This window comes from Kribbella caucasensis (genome assembly GCF_004361855.1).
Classification (GTDB): domain Bacteria; phylum Actinomycetota; class Actinomycetes; order Propionibacteriales; family Kribbellaceae; genus Kribbella; species Kribbella caucasensis.
Genome location: NZ_SNWQ01000001.1, coordinates 322,399 through 348,209, shown reverse-complemented (window position 1 = coordinate 348,209; position 25,811 = coordinate 322,399). Strand labels below are relative to the sequence as shown.

Here is a 25,811-nt window from a genome sequence, read left to right as displayed (position 1 = left end):
CTCAGAGCGTCTTCTCCGCGGTCCAGGCCGATCCGACCACCCGATACCCGAGCCAGGCGTTCACGGCGAGCATCGGCAAGTTGTTCGCGTCGTTCCCCGTGTACGCCGCCTCGAACCCGGCCGCGTGACTCCGGTTGAGCGCGTGCGACTTCACCACTTTCGCCAGTCCACGACCCCGGTACGCCGGGACGGTGCCGGTCAGATTCGACCAGATCACCTTGCGCTCCGGGTCAGCCGTGGTGGCCACGAACGACACGACGGCCGACCCGTCGAGCAGGGCCACACTCAAATCGCGGCGCAGATCCGGATTGCTCCAGCCCCCCGCCACCCATTCGTCGTACGGCGGGACGTGGGACAGTCCACTCGGATCTCCACCGGCAACAGCCGTCGTCGCGTCGTACACCTGCTGCGGTGTCAGTTCCCCGAAATCGACCAGCCGCAACCCGCTCGGCACCTCCGCCGGCGCGGGCACCTCGGCCAGCTCCGCCCGCGAGTGACTCATCTCCCGTCCGATCGCAAAACCACGATGTTCGGCGAACGCCTTGGACTGCTCGTCATCGGCGACGACCACCAGCAACGACCGTGCTCCCGCCTCGACCGCGGCCTCGATCGCTGCCGTCGTCAGGTCACTCCCGACTCCACGTCCGCGCTCAATCGGTGGCACCTGCACGCTGAACCGCACCCGAGGCGCAACGTCTGCGGGGTCTGGCAGATACGCAGAGCCGGATCCGACCACGCGCCCGCCGTCGACAGCCACCAACTGCGCCCGGGACGACCCACGCACCCGCAGTTCGGCCTCGATCCCCTTGGCCGTTTTCACCAGATAAGGCACTGCCGCGGCCCAGACCGCAGCGATCCCAGCTGCGTCCTCCGGCACCGCTCGGCGCACCTCGAACCCCATCCCCTGAGCGTAGGCCGCGCTGGGGGTCAGCGTCGTGTCTCGAATTCGAGACGGGAAGTCGGTGGAAGTGCTGTCTACTGTCGGTGCAGCGCGGTGCAATGAACGGGTGGAAACAGCTGAGGTAATCGTAGGCGTCGGGCCGCTGACCGCGGCGGACGTGGTCGCGGTAGCGCGGTACGGCGCCAAAGTGCGGATCGACGATCACTCCCTGGAGGAGATCGCGAAGTCGCGGGCAGCCGTTGAGGCGCTGGCGCATGCGGACACCCCGCATTACGGCATCTCGACCGGGTTCGGGGCGCTCGCGACCAGGCACATCGCGCCTGAGTTGAGGGCGCAGTTGCAGCGCAGCCTGGTCCGGTCGCACGCGGCCGGCTCGGGGCCCGAGGTCGAGACCGAAGTGGTCCGCGCCCTCGTGCTGCTGCGCTTGTCGACCCTGGCGACCGGGCGGACCGGGGTGAAGGTGGAGACGGCTCAGGCGTACGCCGGGCTGCTGAACGCCCAGCTGACCCCGATCGTGCACGAGTACGGGAGCCTCGGATGTTCGGGTGACCTTGCGCCGTTGGCCCATGTCGCCCTTGCCGTGATGGGTGAGGGACAGGTCCGCGACGCCGGCGGCAACCTCCTCGAAGCCGGGGCCGCGTTGGAGGCGCACGGGTTGCGGCCGGTCGTGCTGGCCGAGAAGGAGGGCCTGGCGCTGATCAACGGGACCGACGGCATGCTCGGGATGCTCGTGCTCGCACTCGCGGACCTGGATCGCCTGCTCAAGACCGCCGACGTCGCCGCCGCAATGAGCGTGGAAGGCCAGCTCGGCACGGATCGCGTGTTCGCGGCCGACCTCCAAGGACTCCGCCCGCACCCGGGGCAGGCCTCAGCGGCCGCCAACCTCCGCGCAGTACTGGCGGACAGTGCGATCGTGGCGAGTCATCGAGGGCCGGAGTGTAACCGGGTCCAGGATGCGTATTCGCTGCGGTGTTCGCCGCAGGTGCACGGAGCTGCCCGGGATACGGCGACGCATGCCGCGACCGTGGCCGACCGTGAGCTCGCGGCCGCGATCGACAACCCGGTCGTGCTGCCCGATGGCCGGGTCGAGTCGAACGGCAACTTCCACGGCGCACCCGTCGGTTACGTGCTGGACTTCCTCGCGATCGCCGTGGCCGACGTGGCCAGCATCAGCGAACGGCGTACGGATCGGTTCCTGGACGTCGCCCGCAACCACGGGCTGAACGCGTTCCTCGCCGACGATCCCGGCGTCGACAGCGGCCACATGATCGCGCAGTACACCCAGGCCGCGATCGTGTCCGAGCTGAAGCGGCTCGCGGTCCCGGCCAGCGTCGACTCGATCCCGAGCAGCGCGATGCAGGAGGACCACGTCTCGATGGGCTGGTCCGCCGCCCGCAAGCTGCGCCGCGCGATCGACGGATTGCAGCGGGTGCTCGCGATCGAGATCCTCACCGCAGCACGCGCGCTCGACCTGCGCGCCCCCTTGACGCCGGCGCCCGCCACAGCCGCAGTACGGGCTGTACTGCGCGAGCACGTCGCCGGGCCCGGTACCGATCGGCACCTCGGGCCCGAGATCGAGTACTCCGTCGGACTGGTTGCCGACGGCTCCTATTTGTCCGCTGTCCAGGCCGTCACCGGCCCGTTGAACTGAAAGGCTGGATCACCCATGTCCGGACCCCGTCCCGTGCGCGCTCCTCGCGGTACCACCCTGACCGCTCAGGGCTGGCCTCAGGAGGCCGCACTGCGGATGTTGCAGAACAACCTCGACCCCGAGGTCGCCGAACACCCCGACGAACTGGTCGTGTACGGCGGATCGGGCAAGGCCGCCCGGGACTGGAACTCGTTCGACGCCATGGTCCGCACCCTGACCACGTTGCGCGACGACGAGACCATGCTGGTGCAGTCGGGCCGCCCGGTCGGCGTGATGCAAACGCACGAGTGGGCGCCGCGGGTGCTGATCGCGAACTCCAACCTGGTCGGCGACTGGGCCAACTGGGAGGAGTTCCGCCGGCTCGAGGCGATGGGCCTGACGATGTACGGCCAGATGACGGCCGGATCCTGGATCTACATCGGCACGCAGGGCATCCTGCAGGGCACGTACGAGACGTTCGCGGCGGTCGCCGCGAAGCGCTTCAACGGAACGCTCGCCGGGACCATCACGCTGACCGCCGGACTCGGTGGGATGGGCGGCGCGCAGCCGCTCGCCGTGACCATGAATGACGGCGTGGCGATCTGTGTCGATGTGGATGACTCGCGCATCCATCGCCGGATCGAGCACCGCTACCTCGACGTCCGCGCCGACTCGGTGGACGAGGCGTTGCGGTTGGCCGAGGAGGCGAAAGCGGCTCGACGGCCACTGTCGATCGGCGTACTGGGCAACGCGGCGACGATCGTGCCGGACCTGCTGGAGCGGGGCGCGCCGATCGACATCGTGACCGACCAGACGTCGGCGCACGACCCGTTGATGTACCTGCCGGTCGGGGTGGACTTCGCCGACTGGGCGACCGCGCGGGAGAAGGATCCGGCCGGGTTCACCCAGCGGGCGCAGGAGTCGATGGCGCGGCACGTGGAGGCGATGGTGGGCTTCCAGGACGCGGGCGCCGAGGTGTTCGACTACGGCAACTCCATCCGCGACGAGGCGCGCAAGGCCGGTTACCACCGTGCCTTCGACTTCCCGGGCTTCGTGCCGGCGTACATCCGGCCGTTGTTCTGCGAGGGAAAGGGCCCGTTCCGGTGGGCCGCGTTGTCGGGCAACCCGGCCGACATCGCGAAGACCGACCAGGCGATCCTGGACCTCTTCCCGGACAACGACCACCTCACCCGGTGGATCAAGATGGCCCAGGAGCGGGTCGCGTACCAGGGGCTGCCGGCCCGGATCTGCTGGTTGGGTCAGGGCGAACGGGACAAGGCCGGCCTGCGGTTCAACGAGATGGTCGCCTCGGGTGAACTCGAGGCGCCGATCGTGATCGGCCGGGACCACCTCGACACCGGCAGCGTCGCCTCGCCGTACCGGGAGACCGAGGGGATGCTGGACGGCTCGGACGCGATAGCGGACTGGCCGTTGCTGAACGCGATGGTCAACGTGGCCAGCGGCGCGTCCTGGGTGTCGATCCACCACGGCGGCGGCGTCGGGATGGGCCGATCGATCCATGCCGGCCAGGTATCGGTTGCCGACGGCACCGAGCTGGCCAGGCAGAAACTCGAACGCGTGCTGACCAACGACCCCGGTATGGGCGTGATCCGGCACGTGGACGCGGGGTACGAGAAAGCGGCCGAAGTGGCCGAGAGCAAGGGGGTCAGGATTCCGATGCAGGAGTCCTGACTCCACAGTGCGACCGTAGCAATTCGTACCGCTATGGTGCACTTTCCCGAAGACTGAGAAAGGCGCTGATCGCGTGGCATGGGGCTTTCGGTCACCTAGGATCGTTCGGGCGATCTACGACTAGCGCGAAGGGGCGCCATGATCGAGTTCGAAGACGTCACCAAGCGGTATCCGGACGGCACTGTCGCCGTCGACACCCTGTCACTGCGGATCCCGAGCAACGAGATCACTGTCTTTGTGGGGCCTTCGGGCTGCGGGAAGACGACCTCGCTGCGGATGATCAACCGCACGATCGAGCGGACCAGTGGCCGGATCTCGATCGACGGCGAGGACATCAACGCCAAGGATCCGGTGTCGCTGCGGCGTGGGATCGGGTACGTGATCCAGCACGCCGGGCTGTTCCCGCACCGGACCGTGGTGGACAACGTGGCCACCGTGCCGAAGCTGCTGGGCTGGGACAAGAAGAAGACCCGTTCGGTGGCGATGGAGCTGCTGGAACGGGTCGGCCTCGACGTCAAGCTGGCCGAGCGGTACCCGGCCCAGCTGTCCGGTGGCCAGCAGCAACGAGTCGGGGTGGCCCGCGCGCTGGCGGCGGATCCGGAGATCATGCTGATGGACGAGCCGTTCAGCGCGGTCGACCCGATCGTCCGGCATCAGCTGCAGGAGGAGCTGCTCCGGCTGCAGCGCGACATCGGCAAGACGATCGTGTTCGTCACGCATGACATCGACGAGGCGATCAAACTCGGCGACAACGTGGCCGTACTGCGGGTCGGTGGCAAGCTGGCCCAGTTCGCGCCGCCGGCCGAGTTGCTCGCCGAACCGGCTGACGAGTTCGTCGAGAGCTTCGTCGGCCAGGATCGTGGGTACCGGGCGCTGACGTTCCGCTCGGCCGCCGACATCGAGCTCGGTCCGCTGCCGGACGAGTTGGCCGTCGACGAGTCGGGTAAGCCACTCGGCTGGCGGAAGGGCGCCGGCGCGGCCGAACTGTTGCCCACCGGCGCCGTGTTCCGGCGTACCGACTCGATGCGCGCGGCGCTGGACGCGGTACTGACGTCGCCTATCGGGCAAGGGGTCTGCGTCGATGCCGACGGCCGCGCGGTCGGCGCGATAGACCAGGCTGTCGTGGTCGGGGCGCTGCGGTCATGACCTGGGTCGGCGACAATCTCGGGCTGATCTGGGATCAGCTCCGCGAACACCTGTACCTGGCCATCTTGCCGGTGATCCTCGGCCTGCTGATCGCCGTGCCGCTCGGGTATCTGGCGACCCGGTACGCCTGGCTGGCGAACCCTTTGATCGCGTTCGGCGGGGTGCTCTACTCGCTGCCGTCGATCGCGTTGTTCATCGTGCTGCCGGCGATCCTCGGCACCCAGGTGCTGTCCACGATCAACATCGTCGTCGCGCTGACCATCTACACGGTCTCGCTGCTGATCCGGAACGTGATCGACGGTCTGCGGTCGGTGCCGCCGGAGGTGCGGCAGTCGGCGATCGCGGTCGGGTTCGGCTCGGTCCGCCGGGTGCTCACCATCGACCTGCCGATCGCGGTCCCGGTGATCTTCGCCGGCCTGCGCGTCGTCACGGTCGCGAACATCTCGATGGTGAGCGTCGGCGCGGTGATCGGGATCGGCGGCCTCGGCGAGCTGTTCACCGCCGGCTTCCAGCGTGACTTCCTCACCCCGGTCGTGGTCGGCGTCGTCCTGTCCCTGCTCCTGGCCCTGATCGCCGACCTGGTGCTGGTCGGTCTGCAGCGGCTGCTCACCCCGTGGGCGCGGGTCATCTCGATGGTGAAGGTGGCCTGACATGTTCGAGTACCTCTTCGACTCCGCCAACTGGTCCGGCCCGGAAGGGATCGGCGCCCGGATCTTCGAACACATCTGGTACACGGCGGCCGCGCTCGGCCTGTCCACCCTGATCGCCCTGCCGGTCGGGCTGTTGATCGGTCACACCCGGCGTGGTGCGTTCCTGGCGATCAACCTCGGGAACGCGGCCCGTGCGCTGCCCAGCCTCGGGTTGCTGATGCTCGCGGTACTCCTGACCGACCAGATCGGCTTCCTGCCGGTGCTGATCGCCCTGGTCGCGCTGGGCATCCCGCCGATCCTGACCTCGACGTACGCCGGGCTGTCGGGGGTGGACGCCGCGACCATCGACGCCGCCCGCGGGATGGGCATGACCGGCCGGGAGATCCTCACCAAGGTGGAGATCCCGATCGCGATGCCGCTGATCATCTCGGGGATCCGCGGCGCCACCCTGTACATCGTCTCGACGGCGACCATCGCCGCGCTGGTCTCGCTCGGCGGGCTCGGCCGGTATGTGGTCGACGGGCTCAAGCTGCGGGACTTCCCGCAGATGTTCAGCGGTGCGTTGCTGGTCGCCCTGCTGGCGATCCTGCTGGACGCCCTGTTCGCCGTGGCGAGCCGGGTCGCGGTCTCGCCCGGGCTGCGGAACAACTGATGACGGACCCAATCGGCACCGAACGGCGCCGAACGAATACTGGAGGTTTCCCGTGTTGAGATCCACGCTCGTCCGCACCGCGATAGCTGGTGTCGCGGTGCTCGGCCTGGCTGCCTGTGGGGGTGGAGGCGATCCGCTGTCCGGTGACGGCGACGCGGGTTCGTCCCCGGCGCCGGACAAGGTCACCAGTATCACCGTCGGCTCGGCCGACTTCTCCGAGAGCCAGCTGCTCGCGGAGATCTTCGGGCAGGCGCTGGCGGCGAAGGGCATCGAGGTCAAGCAGGAGTCGAACATCGGCAACCGCGAGACCTACATGGCCGCGATCAAGGACGGTTCGGTGCACCTGTTGCCGGAGTACACCGGTGCCGCGCTGAGCTACTTCAAGAAGGACGCCACCGAGACCGAGGACGAAGCGGCGTACAACGCTCTCAAGGCGGCCTTGCCTTCGGGGCTCGAGGTGCTGGACAAGTCGCCGGCCGCCGACGAGGACACCATCGTGGTGACTCAGGCGACCGCGACGAAGTACAACCTGAAGTCGCTGGCCGACCTGAAGGCCGTGTCGAAGGACATGGTCGCGGGCGGCAGCTCCGAGTTCAAGGTCCGCGAGGCCGGTCTGGCCGGGCTGAAGGACAAGTACGGTGTCGAGTTCAAGTCGTACAAGACCCTGGACGCCGGTGGCCCGCTGAGCCTGAAGGCGCTGGTGGACAACCAGATCCAGGTGTCGAACTTCTTCACCACCCAGTCGGTGATCAAGGAGAACAACCTGGTCATGCTGGAGGACCCGGAGAACATCCTGCCGCCGAACAACATCGTTCCGCTGATCCGTACCGACCACAAGTCGGCCGACGTCGCGAGCACCCTGAACGCGGTGTCCGCGAAGCTCACCACGGATTCGCTGACCGATCTGGTGAAGCGGATCGACGTCGGCAAGGAGCAGCCGTCCGCGGTGGCCAAGGACTGGCTGTCGAAGAACCCGCTGTCCTGACCTTGACCGAGTCATTCGAGCAGATGTGGGCGGCGCTGGCCGCCGTCGGCCGGGACCCCTCGACCGGGGGGTACCGGCGCGGCGGCTGGACGCCGTCGGAGCGGGCGGCGACGGACTGGTTCCTGGACCAGTGCGCCGCCCGCGGTCTGGCTGTTGAATCCGATGGAATCGGCAACCTCGTCGCTTGGTGGGCCCCGGGCGGGTTTGGCGCCGATGGGGCTGCCGTCGGTGGATCTGGTACTTCGGCTGGGGTGCCGGCGGTGCCTGGTGTGGTGACTGGGAGCCATCTGGATTCGGTCATCGATGGCGGGGCCTTCGATGGTCCGCTTGGGGTGGTATCGGCGCTGGCTGCCGTCGACCTGTTGCGGGCTTCGGGTTTCTCGTCCTCGGTGCCGATCGGGGTCGGCGCTTTCGTTGAGGAGGAGGGTTCGCGGTTCGGGATGCCTTGTCTCGGATCACGGGTCGCCGCGGGGGTGTTGCCGGCCTCGAAAGCCCTTGCGTTGAAGGATCGCGCGGGGGTTTCACTGGCCGACGCGCTGGCTGAGGCCGGTACGGATCCGGCCGGGGTCGGGCCGTCGCCGTTGCTCGCCCGGATGGGCACGTTTGTGGAGCTGCACGTCGAGCAGGGCCGCGCGTTGACGGCTCCGGTCGGCGTCGCCAGCTCGATCTGGCCGCACGGGCGTTACCGGTTCACCTTCACCGGCGAGGCGAACCACGCCGGCACGACGTTGATGGAAGACCGGCACGACCCGATGCTGACGTATGCGATGACCGCGCTGGCAGCGAACAAGCAGGCCCGGCTCGTCGGTGCGCGTGCGACCTTCGGCCGGTTGGCGGTCGAGCCGAACGGCACGAACGCCGTACCGTCGCAAGTGACCGCCTGGCTGGATGCTCGGGCCGGGTCGACCGAAGTCCTGGAGTCGTTGCTGGAGGCAATCACTCGGCAGGCGGTCGAACGGGCCGGCCGGGACGGGACGAAGGTGGATGTGGTCGCGGAGTCCGTGTCGCCGGTGGTCGACTTTCCGGCCGGGCTGCGGGACCGGCTGGTCGGCGTACTGGATGGTGCGCCGGTGTTGCCGACCGGTGCCGGGCACGACGCAGGGGTGTTCTCGGATGCGGGGATCCCGACGGCGATGCTGTTCGTGCGGAACCCGACCGGGGTGTCGCACTCGCCGGCCGAGCACGCGGAGATGGACGACTGTCTGGCCGGCGTCGAGACGTTGGCCGCAGTACTGAAGGATCTTGCTCAGTGACGTCTTACTGGTGCTCGCGGGCGCTACTGCCTTCCGGGGTTGCGGAAAGCGTGCTGATCACGGTCGCGGACGGGCGGATCGCCGCGGTCGACGTCGGTGCCCCTGCGGGGGATGCCGTCCGGCTCGGCGGACTCGTGCTGCCGGGGCTCGCGAACTGCCACAGCCACGCGTTCCACCGTGCGCTGCGCGGCCGGACCCAGACCGAGCGCGGCACCTTCTGGACCTGGCGCGAACGGATGTACGCCGTCGCGTCGGTGCTCACGCCGGACAGCTACTACCGCCTCGCGCGCGCCGTGTACGGCGAGATGGTGCTCGGCGGGATCACCGCGGTCGGCGAGTTCCACTATCTCCACCACGGCCCGGGCGGCAGCCGGTACGACGACCCGAACGCGATGGGCGCGGCCCTGATCGCGGCGGCGCGGGATGCCGGGTTGCGGATCGCCTTGCTGGACACGTGTTATGTGTCTGGCGGATTCGACCAACCGCTGAACGAGGTGCAGCAGCGTTTCAGCGACGGCGATGCGACCGGTTGGGCTTCGCGGGTCCAGGAGTTGCGCGGCGCGGACGATGTGGTGATCGGGGCGGCCGCGCACTCCGTTCGCGGGGTGCCTCGGGATCAGTTGGGGGAGGTGGCGTCGTTGTTGCCGTCGGCCCCTTTGCATGTCCACTTGTCCGAGCAGGTCGCGGAGAACTCGGCCTGCTTGGCGGCGTACGGGCGGACTCCGACGCAGGTGCTGGACGAGTCGGGGTTCTTGAGTGCGCGGACGAGTGCGGTGCATGCGACCCACTTGACGGCGGTTGATGTCGGCCTGCTCGGCAGCTCCGCGACGTACTCGTGTTTCTGTCCGACGACCGAGCGGGATCTCGCGGATGGGATCGGGCCTTCGGTCGCGCTGCGGGATGTGGGATCGGCGGTGACGTTGGGGTCGGACAGCCATGCGGTGATCGATCTCTTCGAGGAAATGCGGGCGGTCGAGCTGGACGAGCGGCTGTCGTCGCAGGAGCGGGGACACTGGTCCGCGGCCGAGTTGCTCGCCGCAGCGACCACGGACGGGCATCGCTCGCTGGGTTTTCCGGCCGCGGGCCGACTGGAGGTCGGCTCGGTCGCGGATCTCGTCGCGGTGCGGCTGGACAGTGTGCGCACGGCGGGGACGGGGGATTCGCTCGAGTCGGTCGTGTTCGCCGCCTCGGCCGCCGATGTCACTTCTGTGGTGGTTGGCGGGGTCGTCGTGGTTGCTGACGGCAATCACGTGAAGATGGATGTGGCGGCTGAGCTGGCCGCTTCGATCGCGGAGGTGACATGAGTTCGCTGCTGCTGACCGGGATTGGTTCGCTGGTGACGAACGACCCGTCTCACGGTGGACCACTCGGTGAACTGCGCGACGCCGCGCTGGTGATCGAGGGCAGTGTTGTTTCCTGGGTCGGGTCCCGACGGGATGCGCCTGCTGCGGACAGTTCGCTGGATCTCGGCGGCCGCGCGGTGATCCCGGGTTTTGTCGACTCGCATGCGCACTTGGTTTTCGCGGGAGATCGGGCGGAGGAGTTCGCCGCGCGGATGACGGGTCAGCCGTACAGCGCGGGTGGCATCCGGACCACCGTCGCCGCGACCCGGGCCGCCGCCGACGAACAGTTGACCGCGAACGTGGCCCGCCTGGTGACCGAGATGCGCCGCCAGGGCACCACGACCGTGGAGATCAAGTCCGGCTATGGGTTGACGGTCGCGGACGAGGCCCGGGCGCTGGCGATCGCGTCGGACTTCACCGACGAGACCACGTACCTCGGCGCGCACGTCGTACCGGCTGAGTACGCGGATGATCCGGCCGGATACGTCTCGCTGGTGACCGGGCCGATGCTGGAGCAGGCGGCGCGGAATGCGAAGTGGGTGGACGTCTTCGTCGAGCGGGGCGCCTTCGACGCGGACCAGGCCCGTGCGATCCTCCGGGCCGGGCAGGCGAAGGGCTTGCAGGCTCGCGTCCACGCCAACCAACTGGGCGAGGGTCCCGGCGTTCAGGTCGCCTGCGAAGTCGGTGCCGCGGCCGCCGACCACTGCACGTTTGTGAGCGACGCCGACGTGGACGCCCTGGCCTCTGCCGGCGTGGTCGCGGGGTTGTTGCCGGCCGTCGAGTTCTCCACCCGCTCGCCCTACCCCGACGCCCGCCGCCTCCTCGACGCCGGCGTCACCGTCGCCCTGGCCACCGACTGCAACCCCGGCTCCGGCTACTCCTCCTCGATGCCTTTCTGCATCGCCCTCGCCGTCCGCGAGATGCACATGACCCCCGCCGAAGCCCTCTGGTCCGCCACCGCCGGCGGCGCCACCTCCCTCCGCCGCACCGACATAGGCCACCTAACCCCCGGCGCCCGCGCCGACCTCGCCGTCCTGGACGCCCCCTCCCACCTCCACCTCGCCTACCGCCCCGCCGTCCCCCTCATTACCCAAACCTTCATCGCCGGCCGCCCCCTGTCCTAAGGCTGGTGGGCACCTCGTATCTCCACCACTCAGCAAGCCCTGGTCGACCTGGTCCGGCACGCTCAGCGTGAGGCTCATGCGGCCTGACGGAGGTGCTTGGTGAGTGGTGGAGAGACGGTTGCCAGCGCTACCGCTTCCACCACCCACTCCGGCGAGTACATGATGTCCTCCCAGCTGAAGCGGAGCACCGTCCAGCCGCGAATGCTCAGATTCACCTGCCGGCGGCAATCTCTGACGAGCGCGGTGCGGGTGCTGTGGTGTTCGAAGCCGTCAGCCTCCAGATCGATCCGGAGCTGCCGGTGGGCCAGGTCGAGCCGGGCGGAGAACCCGCTGTCCTGAACGACGACCTGCGGCTCGAATCCCTCGATGTCGGCTTCGATGAGGATCGCCCGGAGTGCCGACTCCAGGACGGACTCAGCCCGGCCGTCGGCCAGTGCGACGACCTGCTGGATCCGCTTCCGGTGCGGCCCTCGGAGGTCCGCCGCTGCAGCGAACAGCTCATCCGGATCGACGATGCTCTGGTGCAAGGCCGAGTCGGTGACGGCCAGCGCGTCGCTCAGCGGCAATGTGCGGATACAGTCGAGCACCGTGCGAACCGGGGTGGTGACGTCGCCGATCGACGGTGCCTCCGCCCAGTGCAGAGTGCACGGCAACCCCGCCGAGCGTCGCACTCGCCCTGGCGGGAGGGTCACATGGGGCAGCGTGGGTGTGCTGATGATGTTGATCTTCCAGTGCTGAGCCGCACTCAGATGCGAGACCACACCGCCGTGGCTTCGTGCTGCCGTCAGCGCCGCAGGTGCTTCGGGCAGGGCGTACACCCCCTTGGCCACTCGGCGGATCTGTCCGGCGACCAGGGCAGCCCGGATATGCCGTGCGGGCACAACTGTCCGGAGCTCGGCGAACGTCGCACTGCCACCGTGTCGGGAGAGCACGTCGCCGACGTCTGTCACGTGTCCTAGCCTGCCGGATCTCCGCCTCGAACGTCGGTCAGTATCCACAGGCGTATCCCCACCACTCACCAACGACCGTTCGGCCGGCCGAATCGGCCGTGCCTGAGCGTGGGAGGTTCGGCTGCGACGCGGTTGGTGAGTGGTGGGGGTACGCATACGGTTTCCCCATGCGCGTCTCCATCACTCGCACGATCCAAGGTCAGCTTCCGTATTTCCCTAGCGCCGTTCGGCTGGGGGATGGGCGGGTGCTGGTGGTTTGGCGGGAGGGGTTGGGGCATGTGCGGAGTGTGGGGCGGATCGTGGCGGCGGAGAGTGGGGACGACGGGCGGACGTGGTCGGAGCCGCGGGTCGTGCTGGACACGATGTACGACGACCGGGATCCGATGGTGATGCAGTTGGCCAACGGGGAGATCCTGTTGAGCTGGTTCCAGATCGACTGGTCGGTGCGGCCGTATGTGTGCCCGGGTGTGCTCGTGGCCAGGTCCGTCGATGGGGGTGCGAGCTGGGGTGAGCCGGTGCTGGTCGGGTCCGGGATAGTGCAGGAGACGGATGAGCTGTGGCACGGATTCCGCGCGGGGCACATCGTCGCGCACGGCCAGATCCTGGAGCTCCCGAACGGCGATCTGCTCGTGCCGGTCTACGGGGTGTTCCCGGGTGACCAATGTCACTCGGCGAGTGTGGTCCGCTCGACCGACGGGGGCCGCACCTGGCCGGCCGCGAGCGAGGTCGTGCTGGGACGGCGGGACGATCGCGAGTACGTCGAACCGGTGCTGACGTTGCTCCCTGCCGGTCAAGTAGTCGGTTTGCTCCGCACCGATGAGGAGGCCGAACTGGTCCGCTCCGACGACAACGGCTTCACCTGGTCGGCCCCGGAGCCGTCTGGGTTGTACGCGTCGTCGGCCGACACCTTGACCCTGACGGATGGGGCCGTGCTGGTCGCCTACGGAGATGTCTCCAAGCGCTTCAGCCCGGGCCGTCCGACGGTCGCGACGGTCATCCGCGAACCACTGGGCCCGTGGGACAAGGACCCCGTGCACCCGGTCATCGACGCCGGCCGCAACACCGTCGACCAGTCCAACCCAGCGGTCGTCGAGCTCCCCGCCGACGAACTCCTCATCATCAGCTACGACATCTTCACCCGCGAGATCGTCGGCGAGATCCTCCCGCGCACCGCCCTGTCCTGAACGCCGGGCCTGCCCTGCACCTCGGACCCACTCAGTCGGTGAGTTCCTTAGAGCACAGGGCAGCCGTGATGCCGTCGGGGCGGCGGAGTTTGCCGACCTCGACGAAGTCGCGGCCGGCGTGGAAGGCCAGGGCGGCGACGCTCGGCGGGTCGGAGCGGATCTGGCAGACCAGCCGGTCGAACGGCTTGGCGGCTCGCTCGACCGCGCGGTAGACCATTGTCCCGATGCCCTGCCGGCGGTGTTCCTCGGCTACCACGATCCGGTCCAGGTGCAGGAACCTGTCCGCGTAGGTCTCGGTGAACCACTGGAAGTCGAGGCTGTCGTGGGCCGACCCGGGGGTGAAGGTGAGCACGAACGCGACGACCTCTCCCTCCAGTTCGACGACGACCGCGTGCGCGGCGATCAGCCGGAACCAGTCCAGCCGGTCCGGGCCAAGCGGGTCGACGTGGTCTGCGGCGGCGGCGTTGAGGGCCAGCACCGCGGCCTCGTCGACTGAAGTCATCGGGCGGAGCTTCACTTGCACAGCGTCCCACGGCAACCGCTTGCAGCGGCAGGGGTCCGATCAGGGCAGCACCGGACGGATCCCGGAAAACCCGACCCCGGGGTTGGGAATGACCCGGGCATCGGGCAATGTTGAGCCAGGTGTACTCAAGTCTGCCGGAGCGCTTCCGGCGCTCGATTTGAAACGCTGGTCGCAGACCGGCAACATTGAGTCTGCATCACTCAACTTCGTGGAGGTAAACAGATGGCCCGCGCGGTCGGTATCGATCTCGGTACGACGAACTCCGTCATCGCCGTACTGGAAGGTGGCGAGCCCACCGTCATCCCCAACGCCGAGGGAGCGCGTACGACGCCCTCGGTGGTCGCCTTCGCCAAGAACGGCGAGGTCCTGGTCGGCGAGGTGGCGAAGCGGCAGGCCACCACGAACGTCGACCGCACCATCCGCTCCATCAAGCGCCACATGGGCGAAAACTGGAGCACCACCATCGACGGCAAGAAGTTCACCCCGCAGCAGATCAGCGCCTTCGTGCTGCAGAAGCTGAAGCGGGACGCTGAGGCGTACCTCGGCGAGCAGGTTACCGACGCGGTCATCACCACGCCGGCGTACTTCACCGACGCCCAGCGCCAGGCGACCAAGGAGGCCGGCGAGATCGCCGGTCTGAAGGTGCACCGGATCGTCAACGAGCCGACCGCGGCGGCGCTCGCCTACGGCCTGGACAAAGGTCACGAGCAGACCATCCTGGTCTTCGACCTCGGTGGCGGCACTTTCGACGTGTCGCTGCTGGAGATCGGCGACGGCGTCTTCGAGGTGAAGGCGACCAGCGGTGACAACCACCTCGGTGGTGACGACTGGGACCAGCGGATCGTCAACTGGCTCGTGACCCAGTTCAAGAACAAGAACGGCACCGACCTGTCCGGCGACAAGATGGCCATGCAGCGGCTGCAGGAGGCTGCCGAGAAGGCCAAGATCGAGCTGTCCGCCGCGGCCGAGACCACCATCCACCTGCCGTACCTGAGCCTGACCGACTCCGGCCCGCTGCACCTGGAGGAGAAGCTATCCCGGGCCGAGTTCCAGAAGATGACCAACGACCTGCTGGAGCGCGCCCGCTCGCCGTTCAAGGCCGTCATCAAGGACGCCGGGATCGACGTGTCGAAGATCGACCACGTGATCCTGGTTGGCGGTTCGACCCGGATGCCGGCGGTGGCCGAGTTGGTCAAGGAGCTGACCGGTGGCAAGGACGCGTACAAGGGCGTGAACCCGGACGAGGTCGTCGCGGTCGGCGCCTCCTTGCAGGCCGGTGTGCTGAAGGGTGAGGTCAAGGACGTCCTGCTGCTCGACGTGACGCCGCTGAGCCTGGGCATCGAGACCAAGGGTGGCGTGTTCACCAAGATCATCGAGCGCAACACCACGATCCCGACCAAGGGTTCGGAGATCTTCACCACGGCCGAGGACAACCAGCCGTCGGTGATGATCCAGGTCTACCAGGGCGAGCGGGAGATGGCCCGCGACAACAAGTCGCTGGGCAACTTCGAGCTGACCGGCCTGCCGCCGGCGCCGCGGAATGTGCCGCAGATCGAGGTGTCCTTCGACATCGACGCGAACGGCATCGTGCACGTCAACGCCAAGGACATGGCCACCGGCAAGGAGCAGCGGATGACCGTGACCGGCGGGTCGGCGCTGCCGAAGGACGACATCGACAAGATGGTCCGCGACGCCGAGCAGTACGCGGAGGAGGACCACAAGCGCCGCGAAGCGGTGGAGAACCGCAACCAGGCCGAGAGCCTCGTCTACCAGACCGAGAAGTTCCTGTCCGAGAACGAGGACAAGGTCCCGGACGACGTCAAGACCGAGGTCAAGGATGCCGTCGCCGAGCTGAAGAAGGCGCTCGAGGGTGAGGACGCCGACGTGATCAAGGCCGCGTCGGAGAAGCTCGCCCAGTCCAGCCAGAAGATGGGCGCCGCGATGTACGCGAACGCTCAGGCCGCCGGTGGCAGCTCGTCCGAGGACGGCAGCAGCTCGTCCGACGACTCCTCGAGCAGCAGCTCCGACGACGACGTGGTCGACGCGGAGATCGTTGACGAGGACCGCCCGCAGGACACCCCGAAGGCGGAGGGCGACGCCAAGTGACAGATCGACCGAACGAGCCTGGCAGCGAGTTCGGTGACGGCGAGCCCGTCGTCCGGGACAAGCGCCGGATCGACCCGGAGACCGGCAAGGTGAGGGAGTCTGCCCTTTCGGAGGCTCCCGCCGCCGGCGCCGCTCCGGGCATGCCCGGTACCCCGGGGGCCCAGCCGCCGCGGGACCCGTCCGACCTGATCGGACCGTCGGCCCAGGAGGCCCTGTTGACCGAAGCGCTGGCCGAACGTACCGCGGACCTGCAGCGACTGCAGGCGGAGTACGTGAACTACAAGCGCCGGGTGGATCGCGACCGCGAGGCCAACCGTGAGGTGGTGATCGGCTCGGTGCTGACCGAGCTGCTCCAGATCCTCGACGACGTCGGCCGGGCCCGCGAGGCGAGTGAGCTCGAGGGCGCGTTCAAGGCGGTCGCCGAGTCGCTCGAGCGGGTCACCGAGAAGCTGGGCCTGGTCAAGTACGGCGAGGTCGGCGACCCGTTCGATCCGCGGATCCACGAGGCGCTGCTGCACAACTATTCCGACGAGGTGGACGGTCCGACCGCGACACTGGTGATGCAGCCGGGGTACCGCCTCGGTGAGCGGATCCTGCGACCGGCCCGGGTGGCTGTCTCGGAGCCGACCGAACAGTTGCCGGCCGAGGAGCCGGCCGCTGACGGCCAGGTGACCGAGGGTGTGGTTCTGGATGACGCGGCAGAAGGCACAGATGACACCACCGACCGGTCCGCGGGCAAGCCTGCGGAGTGACGGCGAGAGCGTTCAGGAGGTGAGACGTCGATGAGTACGAAAGACTGGTTGGAGAAGGACTTCTACAAGACGCTCGGTGTCTCCAAGAACGCCGAGGCCGACGAGATCAAGAAGGCGTACCGCAAGCTGGCGCGCAAGTACCACCCGGACTCCAACGCCGGGGACGCGTCCGCGGAGGCCAAGTTCAAGGAGGTCTCCGAGGCGTATGACGTGGTCGGCGACCCTAAGAAGCGCAAGGAGTACGACGAGGCGCGGCGGCTCTTCGGCAGTGGTGGCTTCCGGATGCCGGGCACCAGTGGGACGGCCGGCGGGCAGGGGTTCGGCTTCGACGTCGGCGACCTGTTCAACCGGGCCGGATCCACGGCCGGCGGCGGCCTCGGCGACATCCTGGGCGGCATGTTCGGCGGCGGTGGTGGCCGGACCACGACCACCTCGTCGACGGCGCGGCCACGACGCGGTGCCGACATCGAGACCGAGGCCACTATCGAGTTCGGCGAGGCCGTGAACGGTGTCACCGTCGCACTCCGGATGACCAGTGACGAACCGTGCAAGACCTGCCGCGGCACCGGAGCGAAGTACGGGACGGTGCCGAAGGTGTGCCTGAAGTGCGAGGGCACCGGGATGCAGACCTCGGTCCAGGGCGGCGTCTTCGCGATGACCGAACCGTGCACCGAGTGCAAGGGTCGCGGTCTGGTCGTCGACCAGCCGTGCGAGACCTGCCACGGTTCCGGCCGCGGTCAGTCGAGCAAGACCATGCAGGTCCGGATCCCGGCCGGGGTCCAGGACGGTCAGCGGATCCGGCTCAAGGGCAAGGGCGCGGCCGGCGAACGGGGTGGCCCGGCGGGCGACCTCTACGTCACCGTGCACGTGAACGCGCACCGGATCTTCGGCCGCCAGGGCGAGCACCTGACGCTGACCGTGCCGGTCAGCTTCACCGAGGCGGCGCTGGGTGCCGAGATCAAGGTGCCGACGCTGGACGGGTTGCCGGTCACCGTCCGGATCCCACCCGGTACGGCGAACGGCAGCAAGTTGCGCGTCCGCGGCAAGGGTTCGGTTCGGCGCGACGGCAGCAAGGGCGACCTGCTGCTGGCCATCGAGGTGCAGGTTCCGCACGAGCTGAACGACGAGCAGCGCGCCAAGCTGCTGGAGTTCAGCACGGCGTCGGATCAGCCTGATCTGCGGGCCGGGTTGTTCGGGAGCACGTGATGGGCACCCCGTACGGCCAGGTGCCGACCTGGGACGACCACACCCCGATCTACGTGATCTCGGTGGCGGCCCAACTGGCCGGCATGCACCCGCAGACGCTTCGCCAGTACGACCGGCTCGGCCTGGTGGTGCCGAGCCGGGCGTCCGGCCGCGGCCGGCGCTACTCGGCGTACGACGTGGCGAAGCTGAAGTATGTGCAGCTCCTGTCCCAGGAAGAGGGCGTCAACCTGGCCGGGATCCAGCACATCCTCAAGCTGCAGACCGAGGTGGAGGAGCTGCGCCGCCGGGTCAACCAGCTGCTCGCGGAGGTTCAACGGGGCGTCGGCGCCTCCCGCCGTCCCGCCGCCAGCCGGGTCTTCTCGGCCGGCCCCGCCGGCGACGTGATCGCCATGGGCCGGCAGCAGACCACCACCCGCTGGATCCGCACCCAACCACTAGAACTAGGCCAACGCTGACGGTTTCCCGCTCCCGACTGCAGGGAAGTGTCAGACCAGGCCCTACGCCAACGCTGAACCAGGCGAACGCTTAACTAGGCCAACGCTGAAAGCTCCGGCTGTCTCCCATCCCCCCGGGAGCAGCCGGTCGGCCGGTCGCTCCACCCCCCCGGAGCCCCGGCCCGGGCCAGAGCCCTTCCATCCCCCCGGAAGGTCTGGCCCAGCCGGAGACTCCCGCCCCCCGGGAGTCTCCGGCCCCCGGGGAGACAACTCCCCGATATCTTCCCCCCGAGCCCTCGGCCCAACACCCGGCCGAGGGCTCCCGCATCCCCAGCTGTCGTCCCCACCCCGAACCTGTTGTTCATCTGGTCAGGCTTGCCGGTGGCGTGGCGGCGCATACTCTGGGTTGGTGACGCTCAATTTGCGGAGTGACCGGCTGGTGATCCGGGACTGGGACGAGGCGGACGTCGAAGCGGCGCTGGAGATCTACGGGTCGGCGGACGTCGCGCAGTGGTTGTCGCCGGCGATCGACCGGGTCGACGACCTGCCGGCCATGAAGCAGGTGCTGACCGCCTGGATCGAGGCCCAGCCCAACTTCGTCATCCCGGCCGGCCGCTGGGCCGTGGCCCGCCAGGACACCGGCGAGGTCGTCGGCGGGATGCTGATCCGGCTGCTGCCGCCGTACGAGGAGGACCTCGAGATCGGCTGGCAGTTCAAGCCGTCCGCGTGGGGCTACGGCTACGCGACCGAGGCCAGCCGGACGCTGCTGACCTGGGCGTTCGGGGACGGCTCGGTGGACGAGATCTTCGCCGTCGCCCGGCCCCACAACAAACGCGCCATCGCCACCGCCGGCCGCCTCGGGATGGAGTGGGTCGGCGAGACCGACAAGTACTACGACCTGAACCTGCAGGTCTACCGGCTCCGCGCCGCCGACTTCAAGAAGAAGTCCTGACCCTCGAGCGGCCGCACCGCCTGCAGCACCAGGAACGCGAGCCCGACCAGGACGTACGCCGACCCCACCCACTGGCCCTCCCACGACCAGTGGCGTCCTTCCGGATCCAGCAACGTATGCGGTCCGACCACGAACACCACCAGCACCGTTGCCGAGAGCAACGGCAACCGCAACCTGATCGAGTACAACACCACGATCGACAACGAGACCTTCACCGAGCTCGGCCGCTACGGCACCGGCAAGACGGCCGACGGCGCGGACGAGGACCGGAGTGTGTACTCCGGCGAGGTGTTCCAGTTCGACTCTGGCCGAACTCGGTGGAAGTCGACCCGTTGTTCACCAGCGCGACCGATCTGCGACCGAAGCCGGGCAGCCCTGCCATCGGCCGGGGTGAGGACGCCGGCTTCCCGTACGACCTGGCCGGCAAATCCCTGACCGGCATCACCCAGTGGGACGCGGGCGCTTACCAGTCCTGACACCAATACGCCGGTACGTCGGGGCTCCCGCGTACCGGCGTACCGGCCTCGGGTGGTACCGGCGGTCGGCAGCCTCGACCCGGATTTGGGTCTGACACTGTGTCACGGTCTATCACTGTGAGTGGCGGCTCTCGGTGGAGACCCTGACTTATCCCCAGACTTCGACAGACTTGAGTGGAATGGACTCAACTTTCGGTAGGTTGTAGGCAGTGAAGCTAGTTCGCTGAGTTGGAAAGGCTGGAACCAGATGGATGTTCAACGGTTGACGACGCTGGCCCGGGAGACCCTGTCGGTGGCGATCCGTCAGACCGCCGCGGCGGGTAATCCGACCGTCGAACCGATTCACCTGTTGTCGGCGCTGCTCGCGCAGCCGGAGGGGGCCACCCTCGGTCTGCTCGAGGCCGCGGGCGCCGATCTGGATGCCGTGCGCCGACGCACCGCCGAGCAGCTGACCCGGCTGCCGAAGGCGAGCGGCGGCAGCGTGCAGGCGCCCAGTCTGTCCCCGAAGACGACCGACGTGCTGAACCAGGCGGAGCAGCGCGCCCTCGGTCTGGGCGATGAGTACATCTCAACCGAGCACCTGCTGATCTCCTTGGCCACTGTCGAGGGCACGGCGAAAAGCGCGCTGGACGTCACTCCGGACGCGTTGCTGCAGGCGTTTGACAAGATGCGCGGCAACCGGCGGATCACCTCGCCGGAGGCCGAGGGGACCACCAAGACCCTGGAGAAGTACGGCGTCGACCTGACTGAGGGGGCCCGCGACGGCAAGCTCGACCCGGTGATCGGCCGGGATTCGGAGATCCGCCGGGTGGTCCAGGTGCTGTCACGCCGGACCAAGAACAACCCGGTCCTGATCGGTGAGCCGGGGGTCGGCAAGACCGCGGTGGTGGAAGGGCTCGCCCAGCGGATCGTCGCCGGCGACGTGCCCGAATCGCTGCGTGGCCGGCGGTTGATCAGCCTCGACCTCGGCGCGATGGTGGCCGGCGCGAAGTACCGCGGTGAGTTCGAGGAGCGGTTGAAGGCCGTGCTGACCGAGATCAAGGAGTCGGACGGCCAGATCATCACCTTCATCGACGAACTGCACACCGTCGTCGGCGCGGGCGCGTCCGGTGAGGGCGCGATGGACGCCGGCAACATGCTGAAGCCGATGCTGGCCCGCGGCGAGCTGCGGATGATCGGCGCCACCACCCTGGACGAGTACAGGACTCGCATCGAGAAGGACCCTGCGCTGGAGCGGCGGTTCCAGCAGGTGTTCGTCGGCGAGCCGAGTGCCGAGGACACGATCGCGATCCTGCGCGGTCTCAAGGAGCGGTACGAGGCGCATCACAAGGTGGCCATCTCCGACAGCGCGCTGGTCGCCGCCTCGACCCTGTCGAACCGCTACATCTCCGGCCGCCAGTTGCCCGACAAGGCGATCGATCTGGTCGACGAGGCGGCGTCCCGGCTGCGGATGGAGATCGACTCCTCCCCGGTCGAGATCGACTCGCTGCGGCGGACGGTCGACCGGCTGAAGATGGAGGAGCTCGCGTTGTCCCGCGAGGAGGATCCGTCCAGCCAGGAGCGGCTCGGTCGGTTGCGTGCCGACCTCGCCGACCGCGAGGAGGAGCTGCGTGCGCTGGAAGCCCGCTGGGAGAAGGAGAAGTCCGGCCTGAACCGGGTCGGTGAGATCAAGGAGCGGATCGACGAGCTGCGCGGCCAGGCCGAGCGCGCCCAGCGCGACGGCGAACTGCAGCGCGCCTCCGAGATCCTGTACGGCGAGATCCCCGAACTGACCAAGGAGCTGGAGGCGGCCGCGGCCGAGCCCGAGGTGACCGACGGTCCGGACGCGATGGTGAACGAGGAGGTCGGCCCCACCGAGATCGCCGAGGTGATCGCGATGTGGACCGGGATCCCGACCGGCCGGCTGCTCGAAGGCGAGACCGGCAAGCTGCTCCGAATGGAGGACGAGCTGGGCCGACGGCTGATCGGCCAGCGCAAGGCGGTCAAGGCCGTCAGCGACGCGGTCCGCCGGGCCCGGGCCGGCATCTCCGACCCGGACCGCCCGACCGGGAGTTTCCTGTTCCTCGGCCCGACCGGTGTCGGCAAGACCGAGCTGGCGAAGGCGCTGGCGGACTTCCTGTTCGACGACGAACGCGCGATGGTCCGGATCGACATGTCGGAGTACGGCGAGAAGCACAGCGTCTCCCGCCTCGTCGGCGCCCCACCGGGGTACGTCGGGTACGAGGAGGGCGGCCAGCTGACCGAAGCCGTCCGCCGCCGTCCGTACTCGGTGATCCTGCTCGACGAGGTGGAGAAGGCGCACCCCGAGGTCTTCGACATCCTCCTGCAGGTGCTGGACGACGGGCGGCTGACCGACGGCCAGGGCCGGACGGTCGACTTCCGCAACGCGATCCTGGTCCTCACCAGCAACCTGGGTTCGGCGTACCTGGCCGACCTGACCATCGACGACCAGGTCAAGCGCGACCAGGTGATGACGATCGTGCGGCAGTCGTTCAAGCCCGAGTTCCTCAACCGGCTGGACGAGATCGTCCTGTTCGACGCGCTCGGCAGCGAGGAGCTGACCCAGATCGTCGCCCTCCAGATCAACGCCCTGCAGAAGCGCCTCACCGACCGCCGGATCACCCTGGACGTCGGCGAGGACGCGCTGGAGTGGCTGGCGATGACCGGCTACGACCCGGTGTACGGCGCCCGCCCGCTCCGCCGCCTGGTCCAGTCCGCCATCGGCGACGAACTAGCCCGCGGCCTCCTCGCCGGCGCCATCCGCGACGGCGACACCGTCCACGTCCGCCTCAGCGAAGCCAAAGACACCCTCGAACTCACCGGCAACTGACGGTCGGCTGAACGGCCGGGCACCTTCGGGTTCTCCGGCCGTTTCGCCTATCTGCGAGGATCGACCCCAACAGGTGGAAGGACTCGCCCCATGACCGACCAACCGGGCAACCCCCCGGCCGACGACCAGCCCCGCCCCGGCGACACACCCCCCGCGGACGCACAAGGGGCAGCTCGCCGGCGTGAGCCTGCGGCCGGTCAGCAGCCTGAGCCTGCGGCCGGCCACCAGCAAGAACCTGCGGCAGGCCAGCAGGGTGAACCTGAAGGTCCTGGCCCGTACCAAGGCGTTTTCGGCTCACCGGGCCAGCCCGGTCCCACCGGACCCGGCGCGCCCGGCACCAACCCTCCACCCGCCGACCGCCCCGGTCCCTACCCCGGCGCGTTCGGCCAGCCCAACGCGCCGACCAACCAGCCTGGGCCCCCGTTCGGCACGTTTACCCCGGGTTCGGGTTCCTTCGGTCCGCCGCCCAGCCAACCCGGCACCGGATACGGCCCGCCAGGCACCCCCTTCCCCCAGCAGCCGAGCCCGTACGCCTACCAGCCGATCACCCCGGCCCCGCCGAAACAGGTCACCATCGCCGCCACCATCTCCTTCGGGCTCGGCGGCCTCAGCGTCCTCCTCGGCCTGTTCTCGCTCACCTCGGCCGGCGAGCAGATCTCCGAGATCCTCACCGGATCCTCCGGCAGCCAGGGCGTGGTCGTCGTCGCGATCCTGATCTCTGCCGTCGCCTACATCCTCCCGGCGATCTTCGTCCGCAAACGCCGCGCCTGGGCCCGCACCATGCTCATCGTCGTAGCCGCCATCGGCATCGCCGGCGGCCTGATGGCCCTCCCCGGCAGCATCCTCGGCCTGGCCATCCACGCCACCCTCCTGATCCTCCTTCTCCAACAACCCACCAAACTCTGGTTCCAGCACCGCTGACCAACGGCAACAGAAGGAGGCAACGAAAAGCAACCGTTGCCTCAAGCACCAATCCTCGCGCACCACACGCCCACCTGTCAGGGCCAACGCGAACCTGCGTCGATGTGCCCCGAGGTTGCCCCACCTTGCCCCCCGAATGGCGCACAACTTGGCGGCCCAGCTGCCTGCACAATCCGTTGGTGCGAAGAACAAAACCCGCTGACTTCACCTTGTTCGCCTGGGTGGATGAGTCCGTCATCGTCGGCGACGGGCTTCTGCCGGGTAGCTATACGTTGGCTGCCGTCGTGGCTGATGCCGCCGATCTCGAGCGTCTCAGGGAGGACCTCAAGGCGCTTACCGGCAAGGGAGTCGTGCGGCTGCACTGGAACGCCGAATCCGACAAACGACGCGACCAGATCGCCCAGGCGGCTGCCGCGCTGGACATCGCCGCGATCGTGGTCGTCGGGGCTCCCGTGCACAGGTTGAAACAAGAGCGGGCTCGCCGATGCTGCCTGGAACTGCTGCTCTACGAGCTCGACCAGTTCGGAGTCAGCCGTGTGTGGCTGGAGTCGCGTGCGCCGGCGCAGGATCAACGCGATCGGCGACTGGTCGACAGTGCCCGTGGCAAAGGCCTTATCTCGCGCGAGCTGCCGATCGACTTCGCCCGGCCGTTGCAGGAATCGATGCTGTGGCTCCCGGATGTGGTGGCAGGGGCAGCGACCTCAGCCGCGCTCGGCGAGCCGCGCTGGTTGCTGGCGATGTCCGAGATCGTCACCATACATCGTGTGATTGTCCGCTGAAAGCGCGAAAGCTGGGCCCCGTCATCCGGCGGGAATCCCAGCTTCACTTCTCTCCAAGCAGCACCTGGTGAGCTGTCTCGATTCTTGCACAGAGTTTGCTCGGCGTCATGCCTGTTGGGGGAACTGCCCCAGGTTGCCCTGAGATGCCCTTGGCCCGAGGGTCAGAGTTGGGTTAGGCGGGTTAGGGCTTCTTGGAGGATGTGCGGTTGTTTGCAGAAGGCCCAGCGGACCAGGGGGCGGCCCGATTCGGTGTTGTCGTAGAAGACTTGGTGGGGGATGGCTACTACGCCGGCGCGGTCGGGGAGCATGCGGCAGAAGTCGATGCCGTCGGTGTAGCCGAGGGGGCGGACATCGGTGGTGACGAAGTAGGTGCCCTGGGGGCGGTGGACTTCGAAGCCGAGGGATTCGAGGCCGTCGCAGAGGAGGTCGCGGCGGGCCTGCAGGTCGGCGCGCAGCGCGTCGAAGTACTCGTTGCCTAGGGCAAGTGCATTGGCGACGGCGGGCTGGAAGGGGGCGCCGGAGGTGAAGGTGAGGAACTGCTTCGCGGTGTTCACCGCGGTGACCACCGACGGGGAGCCGGTGATCCAGCCGATCTTCCAGCCGGTGACGGAGAAGGTCTTGCCCGCGCTGCTGATGGAGACCGTTCGGTCCGCCATGCCGTCGTACGACGCGAGCGGGTGGTGCTGGAGTTCGTCGTAGATCAGGTGCTCGTACACCTCGTCGGTGATGACGACCAGGTCGTGTTCGATCGCGAGGCCGGCGATGCCGCGGAGTTCGGGGTCGGTGAGGACGGAGCCGGTCGGGTTGTGCGGGGAGTTGATCAGCAGGACCTTGGTGCGCGGGGTGACGGCGGCGCGGAGTTCGTCGAGGTCGAGGCGGTAGTCGGGGGCGCGGAGCGTGACCGGGACCCGGTGACCGCCGGCCATCGCGATGCCCGCGGCGTAGGAGTCGTAGTACGGCTCGAGGGCGATGACCTCGTCACCCGGTTCGACGTACGCGAGCAAGGCGGCGGCGATCGCCTCGGTGGCGCCGGTGGTGACGAGGACCTCGGTGTCGGGGTCGTACTCCAGGCCGTAGAACCGCTTCTGGTGGTCGACGATTGCCTGGCGGAGGGTGGGGACGCCGCGGCCGGGCGCGTACTGGTTCGCGCCGGCGCGGATGGCGGCGATGGCGTCCTCGAGCAGAGAGTCGGGGCCGTCGGTGTCGGGGAATCCCTGGCCGAGGTTGACCGAGCCGGTCCGCGCCGCGAGGGCGGACATCTCGGCGAAGATGGTCGTCCCGAGTCCGGTCAGCCGCTGAGCGTGTTCGCGCATGCCCCGACC

The 25,811-nt window shown here is 68.5% G+C and carries 24 protein-coding genes; 19 read left to right on the top strand and 5 right to left on the bottom strand.

What is annotated here, in order from left to right; all coding sequences use genetic code 11:
* Window position 1: 1 nt before the first annotated feature.
* Window positions 2-901 (bottom strand): GNAT family N-acetyltransferase, encoded by a 900-nt coding sequence (locus EV643_RS01615; protein WP_238165282.1) that lies wholly within the window; start codon window positions 899-901, stop codon window positions 2-4.
* A 106-nt stretch (window positions 902-1,007) separates the two neighbouring features.
* Here EV643_RS01615 and hutH point away from each other — a divergent pair, with 106 nt between their 5' ends.
* The 9 genes from hutH to hutI all read left to right on the top strand — a co-directional run bounded on the left by hutH (window position 1,008) and on the right by hutI (window position 11,376).
* Window positions 1,008-2,552, top strand: coding sequence for a histidine ammonia-lyase (gene hutH, locus EV643_RS01610; RefSeq protein ID WP_133798116.1), 1,545 nt, complete (start codon window positions 1,008-1,010; stop codon window positions 2,550-2,552).
* Window positions 2,553-2,567: 15 nt separating this feature from the next.
* Complete coding sequence (gene hutU, locus EV643_RS01605) at window positions 2,568-4,223, top strand: urocanate hydratase (RefSeq protein ID WP_133798115.1); 1,656 nt, start codon at window positions 2,568-2,570, stop codon at window positions 4,221-4,223.
* A 138-nt stretch (window positions 4,224-4,361) separates the two neighbouring features.
* Window positions 4,362-5,369, top strand: a complete 1,008-nt coding sequence (locus EV643_RS01600; RefSeq protein WP_133798114.1) for an ABC transporter ATP-binding protein — start codon at window positions 4,362-4,364, stop codon at window positions 5,367-5,369.
* Window positions 5,366-6,019, top strand: coding sequence for an ABC transporter permease (locus tag EV643_RS01595; protein ID WP_133798113.1), 654 nt, complete (start codon window positions 5,366-5,368; stop codon window positions 6,017-6,019). The genes EV643_RS01600 and EV643_RS01595 overlap by 4 nt, the downstream gene beginning before the upstream one ends.
* Window position 6,020: 1 nt before the next feature.
* The gene (locus EV643_RS01590) at window positions 6,021-6,671 is read left to right on the top strand and encodes an ABC transporter permease (RefSeq protein ID WP_133798112.1); all 651 of its coding nucleotides are present in this window, start codon (window positions 6,021-6,023) and stop codon (window positions 6,669-6,671) included.
* Between the two features lie 52 nt (window positions 6,672-6,723).
* Window positions 6,724-7,656 (top strand): ABC transporter substrate-binding protein, encoded by a 933-nt coding sequence (locus EV643_RS01585; protein ID WP_133798111.1) that lies wholly within the window; start codon window positions 6,724-6,726, stop codon window positions 7,654-7,656.
* Window positions 7,657-7,658: 2 nt separating this feature from the next.
* Window positions 7,659-8,909, top strand: coding sequence for an allantoate amidohydrolase (locus EV643_RS01580; protein WP_238165281.1), 1,251 nt, complete (start codon window positions 7,659-7,661; stop codon window positions 8,907-8,909).
* Entirely contained in the window at window positions 8,906-10,213 is a 1,308-nt protein-coding gene (locus EV643_RS01575) for a formimidoylglutamate deiminase (protein WP_133798110.1), read from the top strand. The genes EV643_RS01580 and EV643_RS01575 overlap by 4 nt, the downstream gene beginning before the upstream one ends.
* Entirely contained in the window at window positions 10,210-11,376 is a 1,167-nt protein-coding gene (hutI, locus tag EV643_RS01570) for an imidazolonepropionase (protein ID WP_133798109.1), read from the top strand. Before EV643_RS01575 ends, hutI begins: the two co-directional genes overlap by 4 nt.
* A 74-nt stretch (window positions 11,377-11,450) precedes the next feature.
* Here hutI and EV643_RS01565 read toward each other — a convergent pair whose 3' ends face one another.
* Window positions 11,451-12,326, bottom strand: a complete 876-nt coding sequence (locus tag EV643_RS01565; protein WP_133798108.1) for a type IV toxin-antitoxin system AbiEi family antitoxin domain-containing protein — start codon at window positions 12,324-12,326, stop codon at window positions 11,451-11,453.
* 167 nt (window positions 12,327-12,493) lie between these two features.
* Here EV643_RS01565 and EV643_RS01560 point away from each other — a divergent pair, with 167 nt between their 5' ends.
* Window positions 12,494-13,510 (top strand): sialidase family protein, encoded by a 1,017-nt coding sequence (locus EV643_RS01560; protein ID WP_133798107.1) that lies wholly within the window; start codon window positions 12,494-12,496, stop codon window positions 13,508-13,510.
* A gap of 31 nt (window positions 13,511-13,541) precedes the next feature.
* Here the strand turns inward: EV643_RS01560 and EV643_RS01555 are convergent, their stop codons facing one another.
* The gene (locus tag EV643_RS01555; RefSeq protein WP_133798106.1) at window positions 13,542-14,012 is read right to left on the bottom strand and encodes a GNAT family N-acetyltransferase; all 471 of its coding nucleotides are present in this window, start codon (window positions 14,010-14,012) and stop codon (window positions 13,542-13,544) included.
* A 243-nt stretch (window positions 14,013-14,255) separates the two neighbouring features.
* Between EV643_RS01555 and dnaK the strand changes: the two genes are divergently transcribed.
* The 5 genes from dnaK to EV643_RS01530 all read left to right on the top strand — a co-directional run bounded on the left by dnaK (window position 14,256) and on the right by EV643_RS01530 (window position 19,483).
* The gene (gene dnaK / locus EV643_RS01550; protein WP_133798105.1) at window positions 14,256-16,139 is read left to right on the top strand and encodes a molecular chaperone DnaK; all 1,884 of its coding nucleotides are present in this window, start codon (window positions 14,256-14,258) and stop codon (window positions 16,137-16,139) included.
* Window positions 16,136-16,891 (top strand): nucleotide exchange factor GrpE, encoded by a 756-nt coding sequence (grpE, locus tag EV643_RS01545; RefSeq protein WP_238165280.1) that lies wholly within the window; start codon window positions 16,136-16,138, stop codon window positions 16,889-16,891. Before dnaK ends, grpE begins: the two co-directional genes overlap by 4 nt.
* Window positions 16,892-16,921: 30 nt before the next feature.
* Complete coding sequence (gene dnaJ / locus EV643_RS01540; RefSeq protein ID WP_133798104.1) at window positions 16,922-18,097, top strand: molecular chaperone DnaJ; 1,176 nt, start codon at window positions 16,922-16,924, stop codon at window positions 18,095-18,097.
* On the top strand, window positions 18,097-18,552 hold the full coding sequence (locus EV643_RS01535) for a heat shock protein transcriptional repressor HspR (RefSeq protein WP_133798103.1): 456 nt from the start codon (window positions 18,097-18,099) through the stop codon (window positions 18,550-18,552). Before dnaJ ends, EV643_RS01535 begins: the two co-directional genes overlap by 1 nt.
* Window positions 18,553-18,940: 388 nt before the next feature.
* Entirely contained in the window at window positions 18,941-19,483 is a 543-nt protein-coding gene (locus EV643_RS01530; protein ID WP_133798102.1) for a GNAT family N-acetyltransferase, read from the top strand.
* On the opposite strand, the gene EV643_RS01525 is transcribed toward EV643_RS01530, so the two are convergent.
* The gene (locus EV643_RS01525) at window positions 19,444-19,698 is read right to left on the bottom strand and encodes a hypothetical protein (RefSeq protein ID WP_133798101.1); all 255 of its coding nucleotides are present in this window, start codon (window positions 19,696-19,698) and stop codon (window positions 19,444-19,446) included. The genes EV643_RS01530 and EV643_RS01525 overlap by 40 nt on opposite strands.
* Window positions 19,699-19,800: 102 nt before the next feature.
* Here EV643_RS01525 and EV643_RS44625 point away from each other — a divergent pair, with 102 nt between their 5' ends.
* From EV643_RS44625 to EV643_RS01505, 4 genes are all read left to right on the top strand, one after another.
* Window positions 19,801-19,959: a hypothetical protein gene (locus EV643_RS44625; RefSeq protein ID WP_202869344.1), complete on the top strand. Its 159-nt coding sequence runs from the start codon at window positions 19,801-19,803 to the stop codon at window positions 19,957-19,959.
* A 247-nt stretch (window positions 19,960-20,206) separates the two neighbouring features.
* Entirely contained in the window at window positions 20,207-22,789 is a 2,583-nt protein-coding gene (gene clpB / locus EV643_RS01515; protein WP_133798100.1) for an ATP-dependent chaperone ClpB, read from the top strand.
* Between the two features lie 90 nt (window positions 22,790-22,879).
* On the top strand, window positions 22,880-23,710 hold the full coding sequence (locus EV643_RS01510) for a hypothetical protein (RefSeq protein WP_133798099.1): 831 nt from the start codon (window positions 22,880-22,882) through the stop codon (window positions 23,708-23,710).
* 221 nt (window positions 23,711-23,931) lie between these two features.
* Window positions 23,932-24,489 (top strand): hypothetical protein, encoded by a 558-nt coding sequence (locus EV643_RS01505; protein WP_133798098.1) that lies wholly within the window; start codon window positions 23,932-23,934, stop codon window positions 24,487-24,489.
* Between the two features lie 161 nt (window positions 24,490-24,650).
* Here the strand turns inward: EV643_RS01505 and EV643_RS01500 are convergent, their stop codons facing one another.
* The gene (locus tag EV643_RS01500) at window positions 24,651-25,802 is read right to left on the bottom strand and encodes a pyridoxal phosphate-dependent aminotransferase (protein ID WP_133798097.1); all 1,152 of its coding nucleotides are present in this window, start codon (window positions 25,800-25,802) and stop codon (window positions 24,651-24,653) included.
* Between the last annotated feature and the right edge of the window lie 9 nt (window positions 25,803-25,811).